Annotated in this window: 19 protein-coding genes and 1 riboswitch; of the genes, 10 read left to right on the top strand and 9 right to left on the bottom strand. The window is 68.7% G+C overall.

The genetic code is table 11. From position 1 onward, the window contains the following. Positions 1-52: 52 nt before the first annotated feature. The 6 genes from A5789_RS34550 (at position 53) to A5789_RS34525 (ending at position 4,356) form a co-directional block, all read left to right on the top strand. Positions 53-760 carry a response regulator gene (locus A5789_RS34550; RefSeq protein WP_063018042.1) on the top strand — a complete coding sequence of 236 codons (708 nt, stop codon included), beginning with the start codon at positions 53-55 and terminating at the stop codon, positions 758-760. A 117-nt stretch (positions 761-877) separates the two neighbouring features. Continuing rightward, positions 878-1,405 (top strand): OsmC family protein, encoded by a 528-nt coding sequence (locus tag A5789_RS34545; RefSeq protein WP_082941176.1) that lies wholly within the window; start codon positions 878-880, stop codon positions 1,403-1,405. Then, entirely contained in the window at positions 1,402-1,683 is a 282-nt protein-coding gene (locus A5789_RS34540; protein WP_030513032.1) for an acylphosphatase, read from the top strand. Before A5789_RS34545 ends, A5789_RS34540 begins: the two co-directional genes overlap by 4 nt. 24 nt (positions 1,684-1,707) lie before the next feature. Beyond that, positions 1,708-2,700, top strand: coding sequence for a hypothetical protein (locus A5789_RS38190; RefSeq protein ID WP_227462701.1), 993 nt, complete (start codon positions 1,708-1,710; stop codon positions 2,698-2,700). Further along, complete coding sequence (locus tag A5789_RS34530; RefSeq protein ID WP_063018044.1) at positions 2,701-3,867, top strand: glutathionylspermidine synthase family protein; 1,167 nt, start codon at positions 2,701-2,703, stop codon at positions 3,865-3,867. A 36-nt stretch (positions 3,868-3,903) separates the two neighbouring features. Beyond that, positions 3,904-4,356: a DUF350 domain-containing protein gene (locus tag A5789_RS34525; RefSeq protein WP_063018046.1), complete on the top strand. Its 453-nt coding sequence runs from the start codon at positions 3,904-3,906 to the stop codon at positions 4,354-4,356. 24 nt (positions 4,357-4,380) lie between these two features. Here A5789_RS34525 and A5789_RS34520 read toward each other — a convergent pair whose 3' ends face one another. The 7 genes from A5789_RS34520 to A5789_RS34490 all read right to left on the bottom strand — a co-directional run bounded on the left by A5789_RS34520 (position 4,381) and on the right by A5789_RS34490 (position 9,374). After that, positions 4,381-5,406, bottom strand: coding sequence for a PHP domain-containing protein (locus A5789_RS34520; protein ID WP_082941160.1), 1,026 nt, complete (start codon positions 5,404-5,406; stop codon positions 4,381-4,383). After that, complete coding sequence (locus A5789_RS34515) at positions 5,406-5,987, bottom strand: dihydrofolate reductase family protein (RefSeq protein ID WP_030513027.1); 582 nt, start codon at positions 5,985-5,987, stop codon at positions 5,406-5,408. Before A5789_RS34515 ends, A5789_RS34520 begins: the two co-directional genes overlap by 1 nt. 63 nt (positions 5,988-6,050) lie before the next feature. Beyond that, a complete protein-coding gene (gene mutM, locus A5789_RS34510) occupies positions 6,051-6,908 on the bottom strand; it encodes a bifunctional DNA-formamidopyrimidine glycosylase/DNA-(apurinic or apyrimidinic site) lyase (protein ID WP_030513026.1) in 858 nt (285 codons plus the stop codon). After that, positions 6,908-7,663 (bottom strand): ribonuclease III, encoded by a 756-nt coding sequence (rnc, locus tag A5789_RS34505; RefSeq protein WP_063029135.1) that lies wholly within the window; start codon positions 7,661-7,663, stop codon positions 6,908-6,910. The genes mutM and rnc overlap by 1 nt, the downstream gene beginning before the upstream one ends. Positions 7,664-7,686: 23 nt before the next feature. Further along, on the bottom strand, positions 7,687-7,869 hold the full coding sequence (rpmF, locus tag A5789_RS34500) for a 50S ribosomal protein L32 (protein ID WP_030513024.1): 183 nt from the start codon (positions 7,867-7,869) through the stop codon (positions 7,687-7,689). Between the two features lie 2 nt (positions 7,870-7,871). Next, entirely contained in the window at positions 7,872-8,531 is a 660-nt protein-coding gene (locus A5789_RS34495; RefSeq protein ID WP_063018052.1) for a DUF177 domain-containing protein, read from the bottom strand. 96 nt (positions 8,532-8,627) lie between these two features. Continuing rightward, the gene (locus A5789_RS34490) at positions 8,628-9,374 is read right to left on the bottom strand and encodes a DivIVA domain-containing protein (RefSeq protein ID WP_063018054.1); all 747 of its coding nucleotides are present in this window, start codon (positions 9,372-9,374) and stop codon (positions 8,628-8,630) included. 251 nt (positions 9,375-9,625) lie between these two features. Between A5789_RS34490 and A5789_RS34485 the strand changes: the two genes are divergently transcribed. The 3 genes from A5789_RS34485 to coaD all read left to right on the top strand — a co-directional run bounded on the left by A5789_RS34485 (position 9,626) and on the right by coaD (position 11,989). Then, the gene (locus A5789_RS34485) at positions 9,626-10,141 is read left to right on the top strand and encodes a GtrA family protein (RefSeq protein ID WP_082941159.1); all 516 of its coding nucleotides are present in this window, start codon (positions 9,626-9,628) and stop codon (positions 10,139-10,141) included. Positions 10,142-10,438: 297 nt separating this feature from the next. Next, on the top strand, positions 10,439-11,458 hold the full coding sequence (locus tag A5789_RS34480) for a hypothetical protein (RefSeq protein ID WP_156747623.1): 1,020 nt from the start codon (positions 10,439-10,441) through the stop codon (positions 11,456-11,458). A gap of 45 nt (positions 11,459-11,503) precedes the next feature. Then, positions 11,504-11,989, top strand: coding sequence for a pantetheine-phosphate adenylyltransferase (gene coaD, locus A5789_RS34475; RefSeq protein WP_030513019.1), 486 nt, complete (start codon positions 11,504-11,506; stop codon positions 11,987-11,989). An 81-nt stretch (positions 11,990-12,070) separates the two neighbouring features. On the opposite strand, the gene rsmD is transcribed toward coaD, so the two are convergent. Further along, a complete protein-coding gene (gene rsmD / locus A5789_RS34470) occupies positions 12,071-12,628 on the bottom strand; it encodes a 16S rRNA (guanine(966)-N(2))-methyltransferase RsmD (protein ID WP_064903906.1) in 558 nt (185 codons plus the stop codon). 102 nt (positions 12,629-12,730) lie between these two features. Next, on the bottom strand, positions 12,731-16,135 hold the full coding sequence (locus tag A5789_RS34465; RefSeq protein WP_064922721.1) for a pyruvate carboxylase: 3,405 nt from the start codon (positions 16,133-16,135) through the stop codon (positions 12,731-12,733). 213 nt (positions 16,136-16,348) lie between these two features. Then, a riboswitch (cobalamin riboswitch) is annotated at positions 16,349-16,567 on the top strand. Between the two features lie 133 nt (positions 16,568-16,700). Here A5789_RS34465 and metE point away from each other — a divergent pair. After that, complete coding sequence (gene metE, locus A5789_RS34460) at positions 16,701-18,971, top strand: 5-methyltetrahydropteroyltriglutamate--homocysteine S-methyltransferase (protein ID WP_064904005.1); 2,271 nt, start codon at positions 16,701-16,703, stop codon at positions 18,969-18,971. Positions 18,972-18,992 lie beyond the last annotated feature (21 nt).

Here is an 18,992-nt window from a genome sequence, read left to right as displayed (position 1 = left end):
CCGCTCGCGCCGCCGACCGGGTGCGGGTGTCCCGCAAGACACAGGAGGCGTCGTGACATCGGCCGAACGACCGCCGGCCGCGACCCGCGTGCTGGTCGTCGACGACGAACCGCAGATCCTGCGCGCGCTGCGGATCAATCTGTCGGTGCGTGGCTACGAGGTGATCACCGCCGCCACCGGCGCTGCGGCCCTGCGGGCGGCCGCGGAGAAACACCCCGACGTGGTCGTGCTGGATCTCGGCCTGCCCGATATCGACGGTGTCGAGGTACTGGCCGGAATTCGCGGCTGGAGTTCGATGCCGGTGATCGTGCTGTCCGCCCGCACCGATTCCTCGGACAAGGTGCAGGCCCTCGACACCGGCGCCGACGACTACGTCACCAAACCGTTCGGCATGGACGAACTGCTGGCCCGCCTGCGGGCGGCGGTGCGGCGTTCCGCCTCGACGGCCGAGGAGTCGGCGCCGATCGTGGAAACGTCCTCGTTCACCGTCGATCTCGCGGCGAAGAAGGTCATCCGCGGCGGCCGCGATGTCCACCTCACGCCCACCGAATGGGGTGTGCTGGAAATGCTGGTGCGCAATCAGGGCAAACTGGTGGGCCGCCGGGAACTGCTGCGCGAGGTGTGGGGCCCGACGTATGCGACCGAAACCCACTATCTCCGGGTGTATCTGGCGCAGCTGCGGCGCAAGCTCGAAGACGACCCGTCCCAGCCGAAACATCTGCTCACCGAGGCCGGTATGGGGTACCGATTCCAAGCCTGACCCGGGCCCGGCGACGCCCGGCAGAACCGGTGATATCGGACACAACGGCCTCCGCAGGCCGTGGTGAAAGCCGGTGTGCGGTGCGGATACGCCGGGCACGATGGCAGGATCGACGGTATGTCCGAACAGACCGCCAACTCCGCCGCACCCACCGCCGCCGCCGCCGCCGCCGCTGCGCAGCCCGCGACCGTCGCGGCCGCCCCGCAGGCCAAGGCGCCGAAGCCGGTGACCGAATTGTGGGTGGAGCGGACCGGCACCCGCCGCTACACCGGGCGCAGCTCGCGCGGAGCCGAGGTACTCATCGGCTCCGACGGCGTCGAGGGCGTCTTCACCCCGGGCGAGCTGCTGAAGATCGCGCTGGCCGCCTGCACCGGGATGAGTTCGGACTTCCCGCTGTCCAACCGGCTGGGCGAGACCTACGACACCACGATCCGCGTCTCCGGCGACGCCGACCGCGAGAACGAGGTGTATCCGGAACTGAACGAGATCGTCGAACTGGACCTGTCCGAACTCGACGAGGCCGGGCGCCAGCGCCTGCTGGTCACCGTGCAGCGCGCCATCGACAAGGTGTGCACGGTGGGACGGACGCTGAAGGCGGGCACCACGGTGAATCTGACGTTCCAGATCGACAAGATCGACTCGTGAGCCCCGACCCCGTCCGGCTCAGCGCCTGGGTGCACGGCCTGGTTCAGGGCGTCGGGTTCCGCTGGTGGACGCGAGCGCGGGCGCTGGAGCTCGGTTTGGTGGGCCACGCCCGCAACACCCGGGACGGGCGCGTGCACGTGGTGGCCGAGGGTCCGCGACCGGCGTGCGAGCGTTTGCTGGCATTGTTGCGGTCGGGTGACACGCCTGGTCGAGTCGACCTGGTTGTGGAAAACTGGGGCGCCGCCCTCGGCGGAATAACAGGCTTCGAGGAACGGTAGCGGCGGGGATACAGGAGTCGATCGTTGGCAACACATGAGCCGGGCGGCGGATCCGGGGATCGGGATTCGCACGGCCCCCGCGACACCCCGTCCGCGGGAGAAGACAGCACCGGGGGCGGCACGGAATCCGGCGAGTCGAAGGGAATCGGCGCCTCGGATCCGACGGTGCGTTTCGGCGCGCAGCCCGAAGGCGAGCGCGAAACCGGCGCATCCGAGGCGGAACCGACGAGACGCCTGGGCGAACCGGACCCCACCCTCCCGAATCCGCGGACCGCGCCGACTCTCCCCGGCACGCCCATCCTGCCCGGCTTCCCCGACCCGGCCTCGACGATTCCCGGCCTGGCCACCCCCGGTGCGCCGAACCCGCTGTCGGACAACGCTTTCGGCGCCGACGCCGGTGGGCCGGCCGATCCCGAGGGTGAAAATTCTGGCGCCGCAGGCGAATCCGACAGGCCCCGGCGCCTGCGCGGAAGTATGCAGCGGCAGGAGGCCGGCGTCACCCAGCCCCGCCCGCCGACGGTGGCCGAGGCGCGGGCGCGCGACAAGGCCCGCAAACGCGCCGAAGAGGCGGAGCGGGCCGCGGCGGAGGCCGCGGAAACCAAGCGGCGCAAGCGCAAACGGCTGCTCATCGGCGGCGTGGCGGTGGCCGGCATCGCCGCGGTGGTCGGCACCGGATATCTCGCCTACCAGGCCGCACACCGGCCCGCGAACGTGACCGCCTACTGCATCACCGACGACAACGGGCAACAGCAGGTCGTACCCGACGACGACTGTGTGCGCGCCCAGTCCTACGCGAGTACCGGCGGCTATTACGGCGGTGGCGGCCTGGGACCGGGCATCTTCCTCTACAACGGCCACCAGTACCGCTACTACTACGGCGGCAACAACACCGTCGGGCGCGCGCCCGTCGGCGGCAGCACGGTCGCGCCGAAGAAGGCCACCGTGAGCACCAAGAGCGGGACCGTCGTACGAGGCGGTCTCGGCAGTAAATCCGGTTCCACCAGTGGAGGCTCCTAGATGCGTCGGATGCGCAACCGGCAACGTACCGGCTGGCAGAAGATCATCGCCGATCAAGGGCTGGTATTCGGCTCGCCCGGCCGCGACGCGAACGGACAGTCGCGCCCGTACTGGGACGAATCGGTGCACTACGAATTCGATCTCGACGAGATCCTCGCGCTCGAGGCCCAGGTCGAGGTGCTGCACTCGATGTGCCTGCACGCGGTCGAGCAGATCGTGCTCACCGAGCGCTTCGCCGATTTCGGCCTGCCCGAATGGAGTTGGGAGCCGATCAAGAAGTCGTGGCATCGCAGCGACCCCTACGTCTACGGGCGTTTCGATCTGCGCTACGACGGCCGCGGTCCGGCGAAACTGCTGGAGTACAACGCCGATACGCCGACCTCGCTGCTGGAAGCGGCCATCGTGCAGTGGCACTGGCTCACCGACGTCTACCCCGACGACGACCAGTGGAATTCGCTGCACGAGCGCCTGGTCGAGCGCTGGGGCGAGCTGCTCGACCAGCTGCCCACCAATCAGCTGCACTTCACCTGGTCCTCGGCCGACGCCTCCGGCGAGGACAACGTGACCACCGCGTATATGCAGGAGACCGCCGCCGAGGCCGGTTTCGACACCATCGCACTGCCGATCGAGGAGATCGGATTCGATACCGAGCTGGAGCGTTTCGTCGATCTGGCCGAGGCGCCGATCGGTTCGATCTTCAAGCTGTATCCGTGGGAGTGGGCGCTCGACGACGATTTCGGCAAGCGCGTGGTGGACTCCATCCCCGAGACCGCCTGGGTCGAACCCCTCTGGAAGACGCTGCTGTCCAACAAGGCGCTGCTGGCGGTGCTGTGGGAGATGTATCCCGGGCATCCGAATCTGCTGCCGGCCTATCTCGACGACCCGCACGAGCTCACCGAGTACATCCGCAAACCGAAGCTGGGCCGCGAGGGCGCCAATATGACCATCGTCGGCGCCGGGATGGAGACCTCGACCGGCGGCGTGTACGGCGAGGAGGGGTTCGTCTACCAACTTCTCGATCCGCTACCGGATTTCGACGGCCTGCGGCCGGTCCTGGGCGCCTGGATCGTCGGCGACACCTCGGCCGGTCTCGGCATCCGCGAATCCCCCGGCCTGATCACCGACGACGGCTCCACCTTCGTTCCGCATCGCATTCCGACCAAGTAGCATTCAGCGACTCGATCAACATCACCGGAGGAATCTGTGTCGTCCACCCTCGCGCTCGAATCAGGGTATTGGAGCTCCGTCGGGCACGGCGTCGGCGCGATCGCGCTGTACGCGGTGCTGGGTCTGGCCCTGATGCTGATCGGATTCCAGGCCATCGACAGTTCCACGCCCGGACCGCTGCGCAAGATGGTCGCCGCCGGTAATCCGAACGCGGTCGTCATCGCCTCCGCGGGCATGGTGAGTATGGCGTTGATCGTGGTGCTGGCGATCTACTCCTCCGGCGGCCGGCTCGTCGAGGGCCTGATCGCCACCGGCATCTACGGGCTGGTGGGCATCATCGCGCAGGTGGTCTCCATCCGGCTGCTCGAATGGCTGGTCGGCCTGCACATCGGCGATCTGCTGAAATCGTCCAGCTACCAGATTCAGTCGCTGCTGGTGGCCGCCGCGCATCTGGCGATCGGCATGGTCGTCGCATTCGCGATCCTCTGAGCGGGCCCGGTTCGCCGCGAGGGGTCACCGCGCGGTGAACGCCAGGAGTTCATCCAACGGCAGGCTGTTGATGATGCGATCGGCCGGGACCTCGTTCGCCGCGGCGCGTTCACAGCCGTAGCCCTGCCAATCCAGCTGGCCGGGGGCGTGCGCATCGGTATCGATGCTGAAGTAGCAGCCCATCTCCACGGCCAGGCGCAACAGCCGGCTCGGTGGATCGAGCCGTTCGGGACGGCTGTTGATTTCCACGGCCGTCCCGTAACGGCGGCAAGCCTCGAAGACGAGTTCGGCGTCGAACGACGATTCCGGCCGGATGCCGCGATTACCGGCGACCAATCGCCCGGTGCAGTGGCCGAGGATGTCGACGTTCGGATTCGCCACCGCGTACACCATGCGTTTGGTCATGGTCGCCGAGTCGGCGCGCAGGTTCGAATGCACGCTGGCCACAACGACATCCAGGCGAGCGAGCAGCTCGGCCTGCTGGTCGAGGGTGCCGTCGTCGAGGATGTCGACTTCGATACCGGTGAGAATGCGAAACGGCGCGAGCCGCTCGTTGAGTTCGGCGACCACGTCCAGCTGGCGGCGCAACCGCTCCGCGGAGAGTCCGTTGGCGACTTTCAAACGCGGCGAATGATCGGTCAGCGCACAGTATTGGTGGCCCAGCGCCTGCGCGGTGCGCATCATCTCCTCGATCGGGCTGCCGCCGTCGGACCAGTCGGAGTGGGTGTGCAGATCGCCCCGCAGCAACGCGCGGACCTCGCCACCGGCGGGTGCGATCGGCTTTGCGGCGGAACGCAATTCGGTCAGTCGCTGCGGTACGGCGCCGGCGGACGCCTGTTCGATCACCGCCGCGGTCTTCGGGCCGATGCCCGAAAGTTCCTGCCAGGCACCGGATTCGCGGTAACGCTCGAAATCGGCGTCCGAGAGGTCGGCCACCACATCGGCCGCCCGCCGGTAGGCCTTGACGCGATGGGTCTGCGCGAGATCGCGTTCCATCCAGAACGCGATCTCGCGCAGCGCGGCCACCGGATCCGGAACCTGGCCGCCCACTAGGGCAACCGGCTGTATTTGATGAACGACACTCCGTCCTCGAACACCCGGCCGGTGAGCACCCGGAACAGCGCCGGCTCGGGCAGCCGCGGTCCCGCGCCGAACAGCGGCCGGCCGTGCCCCAGCACGATCGGATACAACTTGAGGAAGATCTGGTCGATTTCCGGCAGCAGCGCCTGTGCCAGTTCACCGCCGCCGCACAACCAGATACCCGAGCCCTTCTCCTGCTTGAGCCCGCGCACGCGCCCCAGCGGGTCGGAGGAGATCAGCTCGACGTCCGGATCCGGATCGCCGGGCAGGGTGGTCGACACGACGAACTGCCGGAGATGTGAATACGGGCTCGACGTGCCGGTCCGCACCCCGAAATCGTGGGTCTTGCGACCCATGATCACGGTGTCGAAACTTTCGCCCGGACTGTCGATCCCGAGCGATTCCCGGATCTTGGTCGGTAACGTCTCCGGATACTGCGCGGTGATGGCGGGGCCGTGGTCACCGCCGACCGGGAAGAAGTCGACCGATCCGTCCGAGGTGGCGATATACCCGTCGATGGTCGAGGCCACGAAGTAGGTGAGCTTGCGCATCCGCTCTCCCTTCGTACGAAGTGGCTTTATCGGACACACCGCAAATTTAGCGCGTGCTCGCCGCTATCGCCGGGGCTTCGGCTGGCAGCGCGGACAGGAGTAGGACGAGCGGTTCATGAACTTCTCGCGGCGGATCGGCGCGCCGCAGCGACGGCACGGTTCGTCCTCGCGGCCGTAGGCGGCCAGCGACCGCTCGAAGTATCCGGAATTGCCGTTGACGTTGACATACAGCGCGTCGAAGGAGGTGCCGCCGGCGTCGAGGGCCGCACCCATCACCGCCTGCACCTCGCTCAGCAGCCGCCGCAGCGCGGGCCGGGTGAGCGCCGCGGCGGGGCGTTCGCCGTGGATGCGGGCTCGCCACAACGCCTCGTCGGCGTAGATGTTGCCGATGCCCGAGACCACCGTCTGATCCAGCAGCACCCGCTTGATCTCGGAGGATTTGGTCCGCATCCGCGCGACCACGGCCTCGGTGTCGAAACGCGGGTCGAGCGGATCGCGCGCGATGTGGGCGACCGATTCCGGCAGTTCCTCACCGTCGAGAGCGATGAGCCGGTTCAGCGCCCAGCCACCGAAGGTGCGCTGATCGATGAAGCGCAGCTGGGTGCCGTTGTCGAGTCCGGCGACGATATGCGCGTGCTTCTCCAGCGGCGCCTGCGCGGACTGTACGAGCATCTGCCCGCTCATACCCAGGTGGACGACGAGTGCGGCATCGGGATCGTCGAAGGTCAGCCACAGGAATTTGCCGCGGCGGCGGGCGGATTCGATCCGCAGGCCCGCCATCCGGCCGGCCAGATCGTCACCGCCGAGTTCGTGGCGGCGCACCGACCGCGGATGTTTGACCAGGACCGATTCCACGACGTGGCCGACGACGTGCTCCTCGAGTCCGCGCCGGACCACCTCGACCTCGGGCAGTTCGGGCATCAGTCACCGGCTTCGGCGGAACCGTCCGCGGTGAGCGCCTGCCACGCAGCGCCCGCGGCCTTCTGCTCGGCTTCCTTCTTCGACCGGCCGACGCCCTGCCCGTAGGCCTGGCCACCGATCACCGCGGTGGCGGTGAATTCCTTGTCGTGGTCGGGACCGGTCGAGGTGATCTCGTAGCTGGGCACGCCGATGCCGCGTTCCGCGGTGAGCTCCTGCAGACTGGTCTTCCAGTCCAGGCCGGCGCCCATCCGGGGACCGCGTTCGAGCAGTTCGGCGAACAGCCGCAGCACGACTCCGCGCGCGACCTCGATGCCGTGTTGCAGATGGACCGCACCCAGCAGCGACTCCATCCCATCGGCGAGAATGCTCGCCTTGTCCCGGCCGCCGGTGAGTTCCTCGCCCTTACCGAGCAGCAGATGACGGCCGAGGCCGCCCTCACCCAGGCCGCGCGCGACCTCGGCCAGGGCATGCATGTTCACCACACTGGCGCGCAGTTTGGCGAGCTCGCCTTCGGATTTCTCCGGATGCTCGAGGTACAGGCGCTCGGTGATGCTCAGACCGAGAACCGAATCGCCCAGGAATTCCAGGCGTTCGTTGGTCGGCAGCCCACCGTTCTCGTAGGCGTAGGAACGGTGGGTGAGCGCCAGCCGGAGCAGGTCCGGACGCACCTCCACGCCGAGCGCTTCCAGAAGGCTGGCGTGGTCAGCGGCATCGCCCGCTGCGGGTGCGTCCGCTTCGTCCTTACCGGCGGTCACTTCGCGGCTACCCGATCGGCAGATCAGATGGCCGAGGTGACCTGGCGGCCCTTGTAGGTACCGCAGTTCGGGCACGCGATGTGCGGGAGGGTCTTCTGACCGCACGCCCGGTTCGGGCAGGTGATCAGGGTCGGCGCGGTGGCCTTCCACTGGCTGCGCCGCGAGTGGGTGTTGGCACGAGACATCCGGCGCTTCGGAACGGCCACGACTACTTCTCCTCTGTCGTCGAACTTGCCGAACCATGGCGGTCGGCAAGAGATCGGTCTACGTCTGATGGGGCGTCGGAGACGCCGGAGCTGGGGGTTTCGCTCGCGAATTTCGCAAGCCCCGCCCAGCGAGGGTCCAGTATCTCATGCGTGTGATCCGGACCCGCAATCGCCATCCGGACACCGCATTCCGGGCACAGCCCGGCGCAATCGGGTTCGCACAGCGGCTGCAGCGGCAATTCCAGACCGACGGCGTCGGTGACCACCGGCTCGATGTCGATCATGTCGTCGACGAGCCGGTAGATCTCGTCTTCCTCGGTGGTCTGCTCGGTCGCGCTGTCCGGATAGGCGAACAGTTCGGTGATCTCGAGTTCCAGATCGTCGGTGAACGACTCCAGGCAGCGCGAGCACTCCCCCTCGATGGGCGCCGACACCGAACCGGTGACCAGCACGCCCTCCGAGACCGCCTGCAGGGTCAGATCGAGGTCGATCTCGGCACCGGCCGGGATCGCGATCAGGTCCAAGCCGATCTTCTCGGGGGCGGTGACGACCCGATGCACCCGCCGGATCGAGCCCGGGGCGCGCCCCAGACTGCGGGTGTCCAGCACGAAATCCGCGTCGGTCTGACGACGACGCGAACCGGGACCGGACTGGGCGGACATCGGACACTCACTCACGTTTCGAGGGGGTTTGGGCAACCACTCCACAGTACGCGAACTGCGCCGATCCCCCCAAATCCCGGAACGAGCGCGGGCAGATCAGCGCCGGAAGTCGGCGGCGTAGTCCGGAATGCCGGTCCCCGAACGCAATTGCTGGCGACCACGGCCCACCGTCCGCAGCGTCGAGTGCAGCGTCTCCTCGAAATCGGCGAGCTGGGAATCGACATAGTGATCGCATTCCTCGCGCAGCCGGTCGGCCTCGGTCTGCGCGGCGTCGATCAGGCGCGCGGATTCGGCGTGCGCGGCCCGCACCACCTCGGTCTGCGAGACCAGGCGCTCCTGTTCGGCCTGCCCCTCGGCCACCGATCGGTCGTAGGAGGCCTGGCCCGCCGCGATCATCCGCTCCGATTCGGTGCGGGCGCGGCCGGTGAGCGCCTCGTACTCGGCCTTGCCGTCGGTCACGATGCGATCGGCCTCGGCCTGCGCGGTCGCGACCAGGTGATCGGCATGCGCGCGGGCCTCGGCGACCATCCGGTCGGCGTGGGCCTTGGCGTCGGCCAGCAGCCGGTCGGCCTCCTCGCGGGCGCCGGCGACGGTCTGTTCGGCCTGGTCGTTCGCGCCGGTCACCGTGGCGTCGGCGGTATTGCGGGCATCGGAGACGATCTTGTCGCGGTGGTCGAGCACGTCCTGGGCGTCGTCGAGTTCGCCGGGCAGCGCCTCACGCACGTCGTCGAGCAGTTCCAGCACATCACCGCGAGGCACGATGCAATTGCGAGTCGGCGGGATACCCCGCGCCTCTTCGACGATCGCGACCAGTTCGTCGAGTGCCTCGAATACGCGATACATCCTGCTGACCCCACTCTCGTGCCGAACTACTGCTCTCGGCCCAGTGTGCCCGCATCCCGCGTGTCTGCCCAGATCACCTTCGGTGTGTCGGATGGTGTTTCCTATCCCACACAAATCAAGTGGAGGAAATCTCTCCGCTTGGTGCTATCTTTTTCTACTGAGCGGTAGACCAGCCGGAACCCGTCACCCTCGGCGTCCGGCACTGTGCGATCGGAACGACAATGGTTGTCCTTTATCCGGCACCTCCGGGTATGTGGGTGAACCCACAGCCCGATCCGGGCGTATCCATCGTGCGCAGCGAACTGCCGACCGAGACGCCGGAGCCCCAGCAGTCCCCGCCCGTTGCCGGCCGCCTCGCCTCGCGCTTCGCCGACTATCTGCGCGGGGACCACTGGCTGTCGCAACTCGTCCGGTTCGCGCTGGTCGGCGGTTTCAGCAATATCGGCTACTTCCTGCTCTTCTTGGCCTGCTACAGCGGCGGGCCGCAGCTGGCCAACCTGACCGGATCCATCGTCAGCACGGCACTCGCCAACGAACTGCACCGCCGCCTCACCTTCCACGCCGCCGACCGGGTCGGCTGGCTCGCGGCCCAACTCGAGGGCGGTGGACTGGCGCTGGCCGGACTCGCCATCACCTCGGGGGCGCTGGCGGTGCTCGACATCGCGGCGCCCGGCCTCGACGACGTCGCCGAGGCGATCGCCGTCATCGGCATCACCGCCGGAGTCGGCACCCTGCGCTTCCTCACGCTGCGGCTCTGGGTGTTCTGACTGTTCTGATCGCGGTGTTCCGATCGCCGGGCCTTCCTGGACGGGGTGCGGCTGCAACCTGGTCATCTGTGCAAGGAACCGAGTCTCCGTACCCCACGTCCTAACTCAGCAAACGTCGTTGCGAGTTCTCATCGTGGGAGGTTCGGCAATGCACCACCGTTCGGAGAACCACTGTCCGGGAAGCCCCATCATCTGGCGGGCCGGTCTGCGCTCGGCCACCTCCCCGCGCCCGCGGGTACCGGTCCCCTGTCCTCTTCTCCCTCGCCCGCGCCGCACCCGGCCGTACCAGGACCCGCAATGACGCACCGCGACACGCGTGCCGAAACCTTGTGCCGCGCAAGCCGGTCAACGGTCCAGGGCGGGGTCGCCGGACTGCACCGGCGCCGAGACGCGGTCTCGGCGGGGGTCGGCGACGACGAGATCCGGCGGCGGTGCGCGATCGGGAGCTGGCGGCGGGTGCGGCGCGGGGCGTACGCCGAGGCCTCGCTCCTCGCGGAATTGGACGGCGTGGCACGGCACCGGCTGGCGGTGGCCGCACTGCTGCCGGAGATGGCGGCCGATGCCGTGGTGAGCCACCAATCGGCGGCGGTCGTGCTGGGTGCGCCGATGTCGCCAGCACTGCTGGACCGCGTGCACGTGACACGCAATCGACGCCACGGCGGGCGCATCAAACCGAATCTGCAGGTGCATTGCGCGCCCGTCGCCGTGGTGGCCGAACGGCACGGGCTGCTGGTCACCAGTCCCGCCCGCACGGTCGTCGATCTGGCTCGCACCCTTCCGTTCGAATCGGCGGTCGTCGTCGGCGATGCCCTCGCTCGCGAATTCGGCATCACCGCATTGGCATTGGCGCGCGAAATGGCCTGCGCCCGGGGCCGGCGCGGCGTCGACGGCGCCCGGCACGTGGTCGGTTTCCTCGATCCGCGCAGCGCCGGAGTCGACCACTCCCGGATCCGGGTGTTGCTGCGGCTGCTCGGCTTCCCGCCGGCGTCCGCGGGTGGGGTGATCCATGCCGAGGACGGGAGAGTGCTGGGGACGGCCGACCTGTATCTCGGCCGAACCGGGGTGGTGCTCGAGGTCGATGGGCACCGCCCGAGCAGAGCGGGGGCGCATGGCAGTCTGTCGCGCCGCCCGCCGGATGCGGTGTTGCGGCGCTACGGATTTCAGCCGGTCCGCACCACCTGGCGCGGTTTGAGTACGGGAGGCACCGCGGAACGCGTGCACGCTGCGCTGAGCCGGTCCCGCGAGCAGCGCCCCCGCGGTTACATCCGCCCCGCGCCCCTCCCGCCGCCGACGCCACTGCGGCTGCGTGCGCTGTGACGACCACGATCGGCTCGGCCCGCCCCGACCTGTTAGCGTCGCTGCATGGCTGGAGCACTGTGTCCCGGGTCCTTCGATCCGGTGACCAACGGGCATATCGACGTCATCTCGCGCGCGGCTGCGCAGTTCGACGAGGTCGTCGTGACCGTGATGATCAACAAGAGCAAGCAGGGCATGTTCAGCGTCGACGAGCGGATCGAGATGTTGCGCGAGGCGACCGCCGATCTGCCCAACGTACGGATCGAATCCTGGTACGGGCTGCTGGTCGATTTCGCTCGCGAACAGGGCATCACCGCCATGGTCAAGGGTCTGCGCGATGCCACCGATCTCGGATACGAGATGCAGATGGCCCAGATGAACAAGCACCTCTCGGGCGTCGACACCTACTTCCTGGCCACCAACCCGGCGCTGAGCTTCCTGTCCAGCTCCCTGGTCAAGGAGGTGGCGACCTTCGGCGGCGACGTCACCGGCATGTTGCCGCCGGCCGTGCACAAACGCCTGCTCGCCCGCATCGCCGAACGCCGCGGCTGAGTCGGTCGCCGTGGCGGCGGGAGCCACCGCGGCGGCAGGCCTTGCCGGCGGAACGACCGTCGACCGAGCCCGAGGCCGGGATTATCCGTGGTATTCCGCCAGATCGACGCGAGTTTCGCCGTATCGGCGCGACTTCAACGCCGAATAGCCTGCGGGCCATGCCGTTTCCGGTGATCGCGCCGACCGCTCGACGACGATCAGCGCGTCCCCGCACAACCAGCCGTTGGCCGACAACGCCCGCAGGTCGGCCTCGACAGCGGCGTCGGCGACCGCGTAGGGCGGGTCGGACAGCACCAGGTCGTACGGTTCGGCGGGTGCTGTCGCCAGCACGGAAGCGACTGTGCCCAGGCGCAATTCGGCGCCGGGCACATCCAGATCCGTGATATTGCCGCGAATCACCGCGGCCGCCTTGCGATCGGATTCGATCAGCAGCGCATGGGACGCACCGCGCGACAGCGCCTCCAGACCGAGGGCGCCGGACCCGGCATAGAGGTCGAGCACCCGGATGCCGTCGAAATCCATGCGCGCGGAAAGCGCGTTGAACAGCGCTTCCCGCACCCGGTCCGAGGTCGGCCTGGTCCCCGCGGGCGGAACCCGCAGTCGCCGACCACCGGCCGTGCCCGCGACGATCCGGGTCACCGCGATCCCCCCGCCACGGCAAGCCGAGCGCATGCGCGAGCCGGTCCGTGACCGATCACGGCCGGCCCTCGCCCCGCGCACGAATGTGGATGACCGGCATCGTCATTCGGCCGATGTCTCGTTCATGCGCAGTTCCACCAGCAGGTCGCCGCCTTCCACCTGCTGCACCGTGCCGATCGCCACCCGGGCGACGACTCCGGCGCGGGGTGCGGTGATGGCGGCCTCCATCTTCATGGCCTCGATGGTGCCGACCGTGTCACCGGCGGCGACCGTATCGCCCTCGCCGACGGTCAGGGTGACGACACCGGCGAAGGGTGCGGCGATGTGGCCGGCGTTGTTCTTGTCGGCCTTCTCCGCCACCGGAACCTCGCTGGCGATCGAGCGGTCGCGCACCTGCACCGGACGCAGCTGCCCGTTGAGAATGCACATCACCGTGCGCATGCCGCGCTCGTCCGGCTCCGAGATCGCCTCGAGGCCGATGAGCAGGGTGACGCCCTTCTCCAGTTCGACGCGGTGTTCCTCACCGTGGCGCAGACCGTAGAAGAACTGGTTCGCCGACAATCCGGTGGTGTCGCCGTACTTCTCCCGATGCGCCAGGAATTCCGCGGTCGGAGCGGGAAACAGCAATCGGTTCAACGTCTCTCGGCGCTGCTGTGACGAACCGTCCAGTGCCGCGGCGTCTTCCGCGGTCAGCGGCACTTCCGGCTTCGCCGGGCCGCGACCTTCGAGGGCGCGGCTGCGGAAGGGTTCGGGCCAGCCGCCCGCCGGGGTGCCGAGTTCGCCACGCAGGAAACCGATGACCGAGTCCGGGATGTCGTAGCGCGCGGGGTCGGTGGCGAAATCGTCCACGTCCACGCCCGATCCGACCAGCGACAGGGCCAGATCGCCGACCACCTTGGAGGACGGGGTGACCTTCACCAGCCGGCCCAGCAGCCGGTCGGCGGCCGCGTATTTGGCCTCGACCTCTTCGAACCGGTCGCCCAGCCCGAGCGCGATGGCCTGTTGCCGCAGATTCGACAGCTGCCCGCCGGGGATCTCGTGGTGGTACACCCGCCCGGTCGGCCCCGGCAACCCGGACTCGAAGGGCGCGTAGACCTTTCGCAGTGCCTCCCAGTACGGCTCGAGGTCGCAGACGGCATCGAGGTTCAGCCCGGTGTCGTAGGGCGAATGCGCGGCCGCGGCGACGATCGCCGAGAGCGCGGGCTGGCTCGTGGTGCCTGCCATCGGCGCGCTCGCCCCGTCCACGGCGTCGGCGCCGGCCTGCCAGGCGGCCAGGTAGGTGGCGAGCTGCCCGCCCGGAGTGTCGTGGGTGTGCACGTGCACCGGCAGATCGAAGTTGCTGCGCAGCGCGGTCACCAGCGTGTGCGCGGCCGGCGCCCGCAGCAGCCCGGCCATGTCCTTGATGCCGATCACGTGCGCGCCGGCCTCGACGATCTGCTCGGCCAGCTTCAGGTAGTAGTCGAGGGTGTAGAGGTTCTCGTCCGGATTCGACAGATCACCGGTGTAGGACATCGCGACCTCGGCCAGCGCGGTGCCGGTCTCGCGTACCGCGTCGATCGCCGGCCGCATCTGATCCACATTGTTCAGTGCGTCGAAGATCCGGAAGATATCAATACCGGTACCGGTCGCTTCTCGCACGAACGCCCGCGTCACCTGCTCCGGATACGGCGTGTACCCGACGGTGTTGCGCCCGCGCAGCAGCATCTGCAGGCAGATGTTCGGAATCGCCTCCCGCAGCGCGGCCAGCCGCTCCCACGGGTCCTCGTACAGGAAGCGCAGCGCCACATCGTAGGTCGCGCCACCCCAGCATTCGACCGAGAGCAGTTCCGGGGTCATCCGCGCCACGTGCCCGGCGACGGTCAGCAATCCGCGCGTGCGCACCCGCGTCGCGAGCAGCGACTGATGGGCGTCGCGGAACGTGGTGTCGGTGACGCCGACCGCGTCGCGCTCCCGCAACCACCGCGCGAAACCCTCGGGTCCCAGTTCGAGCAGACGCTGGCGGGTGCCCTCCGGCGGCGGCGCACTCAGATCGATCGCCGGCAGCTTGTCGTGCGGGTAGACCGCCGTCGGCCGCTCACCGTGCGGCTTGTTCACGGTCACGTCGGCCAGATAGCGCAGGATGCGGGTGCCGCGGTCGGCCGAACCGCGCTGGGTCAGCAGCTCGGGCCGCTCGTCGATGAACGAGGTGGTGATGCGTCCGGCGCGGAAATCCGGATCGTCGAGCACGGCCTGCAGGAACGGGATGTTGGTGGCCACGCCGCGGATGCGGAATTCCGCCACCGCGCGCCGGGCCCGCGCCACCGCCGCGCCGAAGTCGCGGCCGCGACAGGTCAGCTTGACCAGCATGGAGTCGAAGTGGGCGCCGACCTCGGCGCCGAGATTCGCACCGCCGTCGAGCCGGATGCCACCGCCGCCGGGCGATCGGTAGGCGGTGATGCGGCCGGTGTCGGGACGGAATCCGTTGGCCGGATCCTCGGTCGTGATCCGGCACTGCAGCGCGGCACCGTGAATCGACACGCTGTCCTGACTCAGCCCCAGATCCGCCAGCGACTCGCCGGCCGCGATGCGCAACTGCGACTGCACCAGATCCACATCGGTGATCTCCTCGGTCACCGTGTGCTCGACCTGGATCCGCGGGTTCATCTCGATGAACACGTGATGGCCGCGCTCGTCGAGCAGGAACTCCACGGTGCCCGCGCACGAGTACCCGATCCGGCGCGCGAACGCCACCGCGTCGGCGCAAATACGCATCCGCAGTGCGGGTTCCAGATTCGGCGCGGGCGCCAGCTCGATCACCTTCTGATGCCGCCGCTGCAGCGAACAGTCGCGCTCGAACAGATGCATGACGTTGCCGTGCTGATCGGCCAGGATCTGCACCTCGATATGCCGCGGGTTGATCACCGCCTGCTCGAGGAAGACCGTTGCGTCCCCGAACGCCGACTCCGCCTCGCGCATGGCGGCCTCGATGGCCTCGCGCAGTTGCACCCGATCCGCCACCCGGCGCATACCGCGACCGCCACCGCCGGCGACCGCCTTCACGAACACCGGGAAGTCCATCTCCTCCGATGCCCGCAGCAGCTCCTCGACATCGGCCGAGGGCGCGCTGGAGTTCAGCACCGGGAGCCCGGCCGCCTTCGCCGCCGCGATGGCCCGCGCCTTGTTACCGGTCAGTTCGAGCACCTCGGCCGAGGGGCCGATGAAGGTGATGCCCTCGGCCGCACAGGCCGCGGCGAGGTCCGGATTCTCCGACAGGAAGCCGTAGCCGGGGTAGACCGCATCGGCGCCGGCGGACTTGGCGGCGCTGATGATCTCGGGAATCGAGAGGTAGGCGCGCACCGGATGTCCGGGGACACCGATCTGGTACGACTCGTCGGCCTTGAGGCGATGCACCGAATTGCGATCTTCGTAGGGAAAAACCGCTACGGTGCCGATGCCGAGTTCGTAGGCGGCGCGGAAGGCACGGATGGCGATTTCCCCGCGGTTGGCGACCAGCACTTTGGAGAACATTCGATAAAGGTACCTGCCCGGCGAGCGGGGCCGGACAGTGAATACGGCTTCGCAGCCATCCTCACAAACCGGATCGGCGAGTCTGCGAAGTTGTGTTCTTCCAGCGGAAACATATCCGGCCGGGCGGGCGGCGTTTCCCCTGCCGCTCGCGGTGGATTACGCTCGGGAACGCAGCTGGTTCGCTGCCGCCGACGAGTTGGAGCCCCGAGCGTCGCGCGCAGCGTCGAAACCGGTCCTCGCGGGCCGGCGAGAGGGAACCCGGTGAGAATCCGGGACTGTCCCGCAGCGGTGAACAGGAACGACCGCCGTCATGAGCACTGGATCCATTCCGGGAAGCGACGGCCAGTAGGCGACATCCGGGGCCCTCTCCGGACCGGTCCGCACGACCGATGCCTGTGAGTCCGAAGACCTGCCGGTTGTGCCGGGTACGCCGTATCCGGCGGTCACCGCCTCGTGGATCGGGCGGGCGGACCCGTGGCACACCGGATACCCCGGTGCGGCAGCGTTTTTCGGGGCTTCGTCCGTCGTGCGGCGGTGATCTGTGGCTTCCAGTTTGGAGAACACCGTGACTGTCACAACGCATACTCGTTTCACCGCAACGGTTCTGGGCCTGCCGCGCATCGGGCCGCGGCGCGAACTCAAACGTGCCGTCGAAAGCTACTGGGCCGGACGGATCGACGCCGCCGAACTCGAGCGCGTCGCCCGGCAACTGCGCGCGCAGAGCTGGTCGGCGGCAAAGGACGCCGGACTCGACGCGGTACCGGTGGGCACCTTCTCGTTCTACGACCAGATGCTCGATACCGCGGTCATGCTCGGCGCGCTGCCGCCGCGGGTCGCCGGCATCGGCGATCCGCTGGACCGCTATTTCGCGGCCGCGCGCGGCGCCGAGGGCATCGAACCGCTGGAGATGACCAAGTGGTTCGACACCAACTACCACTATCTGGTGCCGGAAATCGGCCCGGACACCCGGTTCGCCCTCGACCCCTCGGCCCTGCTCGGCGAGCTGCGGGAGGCGCGTGAGCTGGGCATCCCGGCACGTCCGGTGGTGATCGGGCCGGTGACCTTCCTCGCCCTGTCCAAGGGTGTCGACGGCGTCGCGCCGATGGACCGGCTGGCCGAGCTGATCCCGCTCTACCGCGAGCTGCTGGACCGGCTGGCCGACGCGGGCGCCGCCTGGGTCCAGATCGACGAGCCGGCCCTGGTGCGCGACCTCTCCGAGGCCGAGCTCGCCACCGTGCGCACCACCTACGCCGAAGTGAGCGCCGGGGACCGGCGGCCGAGCATCCTGGTGGCCACGTACTTCGGCTCCCCGGGCCCGGCACTGAGCGCCCTGGCCGCCACGCCGGTCGAGGGCGTGGCGCTGGACTTCCGTTCCGGCACCACCGTTTCCGAGGTCGCGGCGGTTCCCGCCCTGGCGGACAAGCTGGTGGTCGCCGGAGTGGTGGACGGCCGCAACATCTGGCGCACGGACCTGGAAACGGCGCTGAGTGAGCTGGCGACCCTGCTGGGTTCGGTCGGCGCGCTGGCGGTCTCGACCTCGAGTTCGCTGCTGCATGTGCCGTATTCGCTGGCCGCGGAGTCCGGCCTGGATCCGGTGCTGCGATCGTGGCTGGCGTTCGGCGCCGAGAAGATGGACGAGGTGCGGATATTGGCGCACGCGGTCGGTGCCGGCACCGACGCGGTCGCCGCGGAGCTCGCCGCATCGCGCGCCGCGATCGAGAGCCGTCGCCGCGATCCGCGCCTGCACAACGCGGCCGTGCGGGCCCGGCTCGCCGGCCTCGGCGACGATCGCGCGCAGCGGGCACCGGCGCAGCGCCGTCGCGAGCTGCAGCGCGCACAGCTGCGCCTGCCGCTGCTGCCCACGACCACGATCGGCTCCTATCCGCAGACCACCGCGATCCGCACCGCCCGCGCCGAGCTGCGCGCCGGCACGATCGACGACGCGCAGTATCGCGAGCGGATGCGCGCCGAGATCGCGGATGTGATTGCGCTACAGGAGAATCTGGGGCTCGACGTCCTCGTGCACGGTGAACCCGAGCGCAACGACATGGTCCAGTACTTCGCCGAACAACTCGACGGATTCGCCGCCACCGACCACGGCTGGGTGCAGTCCTACGGCACCCGCTGCGTGCGCCCGCCGATCCTCTACGGCGATGTCGTTCGCACCGCGCCGATGACCGTCGAGTGGATCACCTACGCCCAATCGCTGACCGGCAAGCCGGTCAAGGGCATGCTCACCGGTCCGGTCACGATTCTGGCGTGGTCGTTCGTGCGCGACGATCAGCCACTGGCCGAGACCGCGCGGCAGGTGGCGCTGGCCATTCGCGACGAGACGGTGGACCTGGAGGCCGCCGGAATCCGTATCGTCCAGGTCGACGAGCCCGCGCTGCGCGAGCTGCTGCCGCTGCGCCGCGGTGATCAGCAGCCGTACCTGGACTGGGCGGTGGGCGCGTTCCGCCTGGCCACCGCCGGGGTTCGCGACGATACCCAGATCCACACCCATCTGTGCTATTCCGAATTCGGCGAGATCATCGGCGCGATCGCGGCACTCGACGCCGATGTCACGTCGGTGGAGGCGGCGCGCTCGCATATGGAGATCCTCGACGATCTCACCACCGCCGGGTACGCGCTCGGTATCGGGCCGGGTGTCTACGACATCCACTCACCGCGGGTTCCGAGTGTGGCCGAAATCGAGAATTCACTGCGTGAGGCGATGAAAGCCGTTCCGGCGGAACGGTTGTGGGTGAATCCGGACTGCGGCCTCAAAACCCGCGGCCGCGCCGAGGTGGAGGCGTCGCTGCGCAATATGGTCGAGGCGGCCGCGCTGGTGCGCTGATGCCGTGATGCGCAGTTGGAT

Source organism: Nocardia sp. 852002-51101_SCH5132738 (genome assembly GCF_001665695.1).
GTDB classification, from domain to species: Bacteria; Actinomycetota; Actinomycetes; order Mycobacteriales; family Mycobacteriaceae; genus Nocardia; species Nocardia nova.
This window is presented reverse-complemented; position numbering and strand designations above follow the sequence as displayed.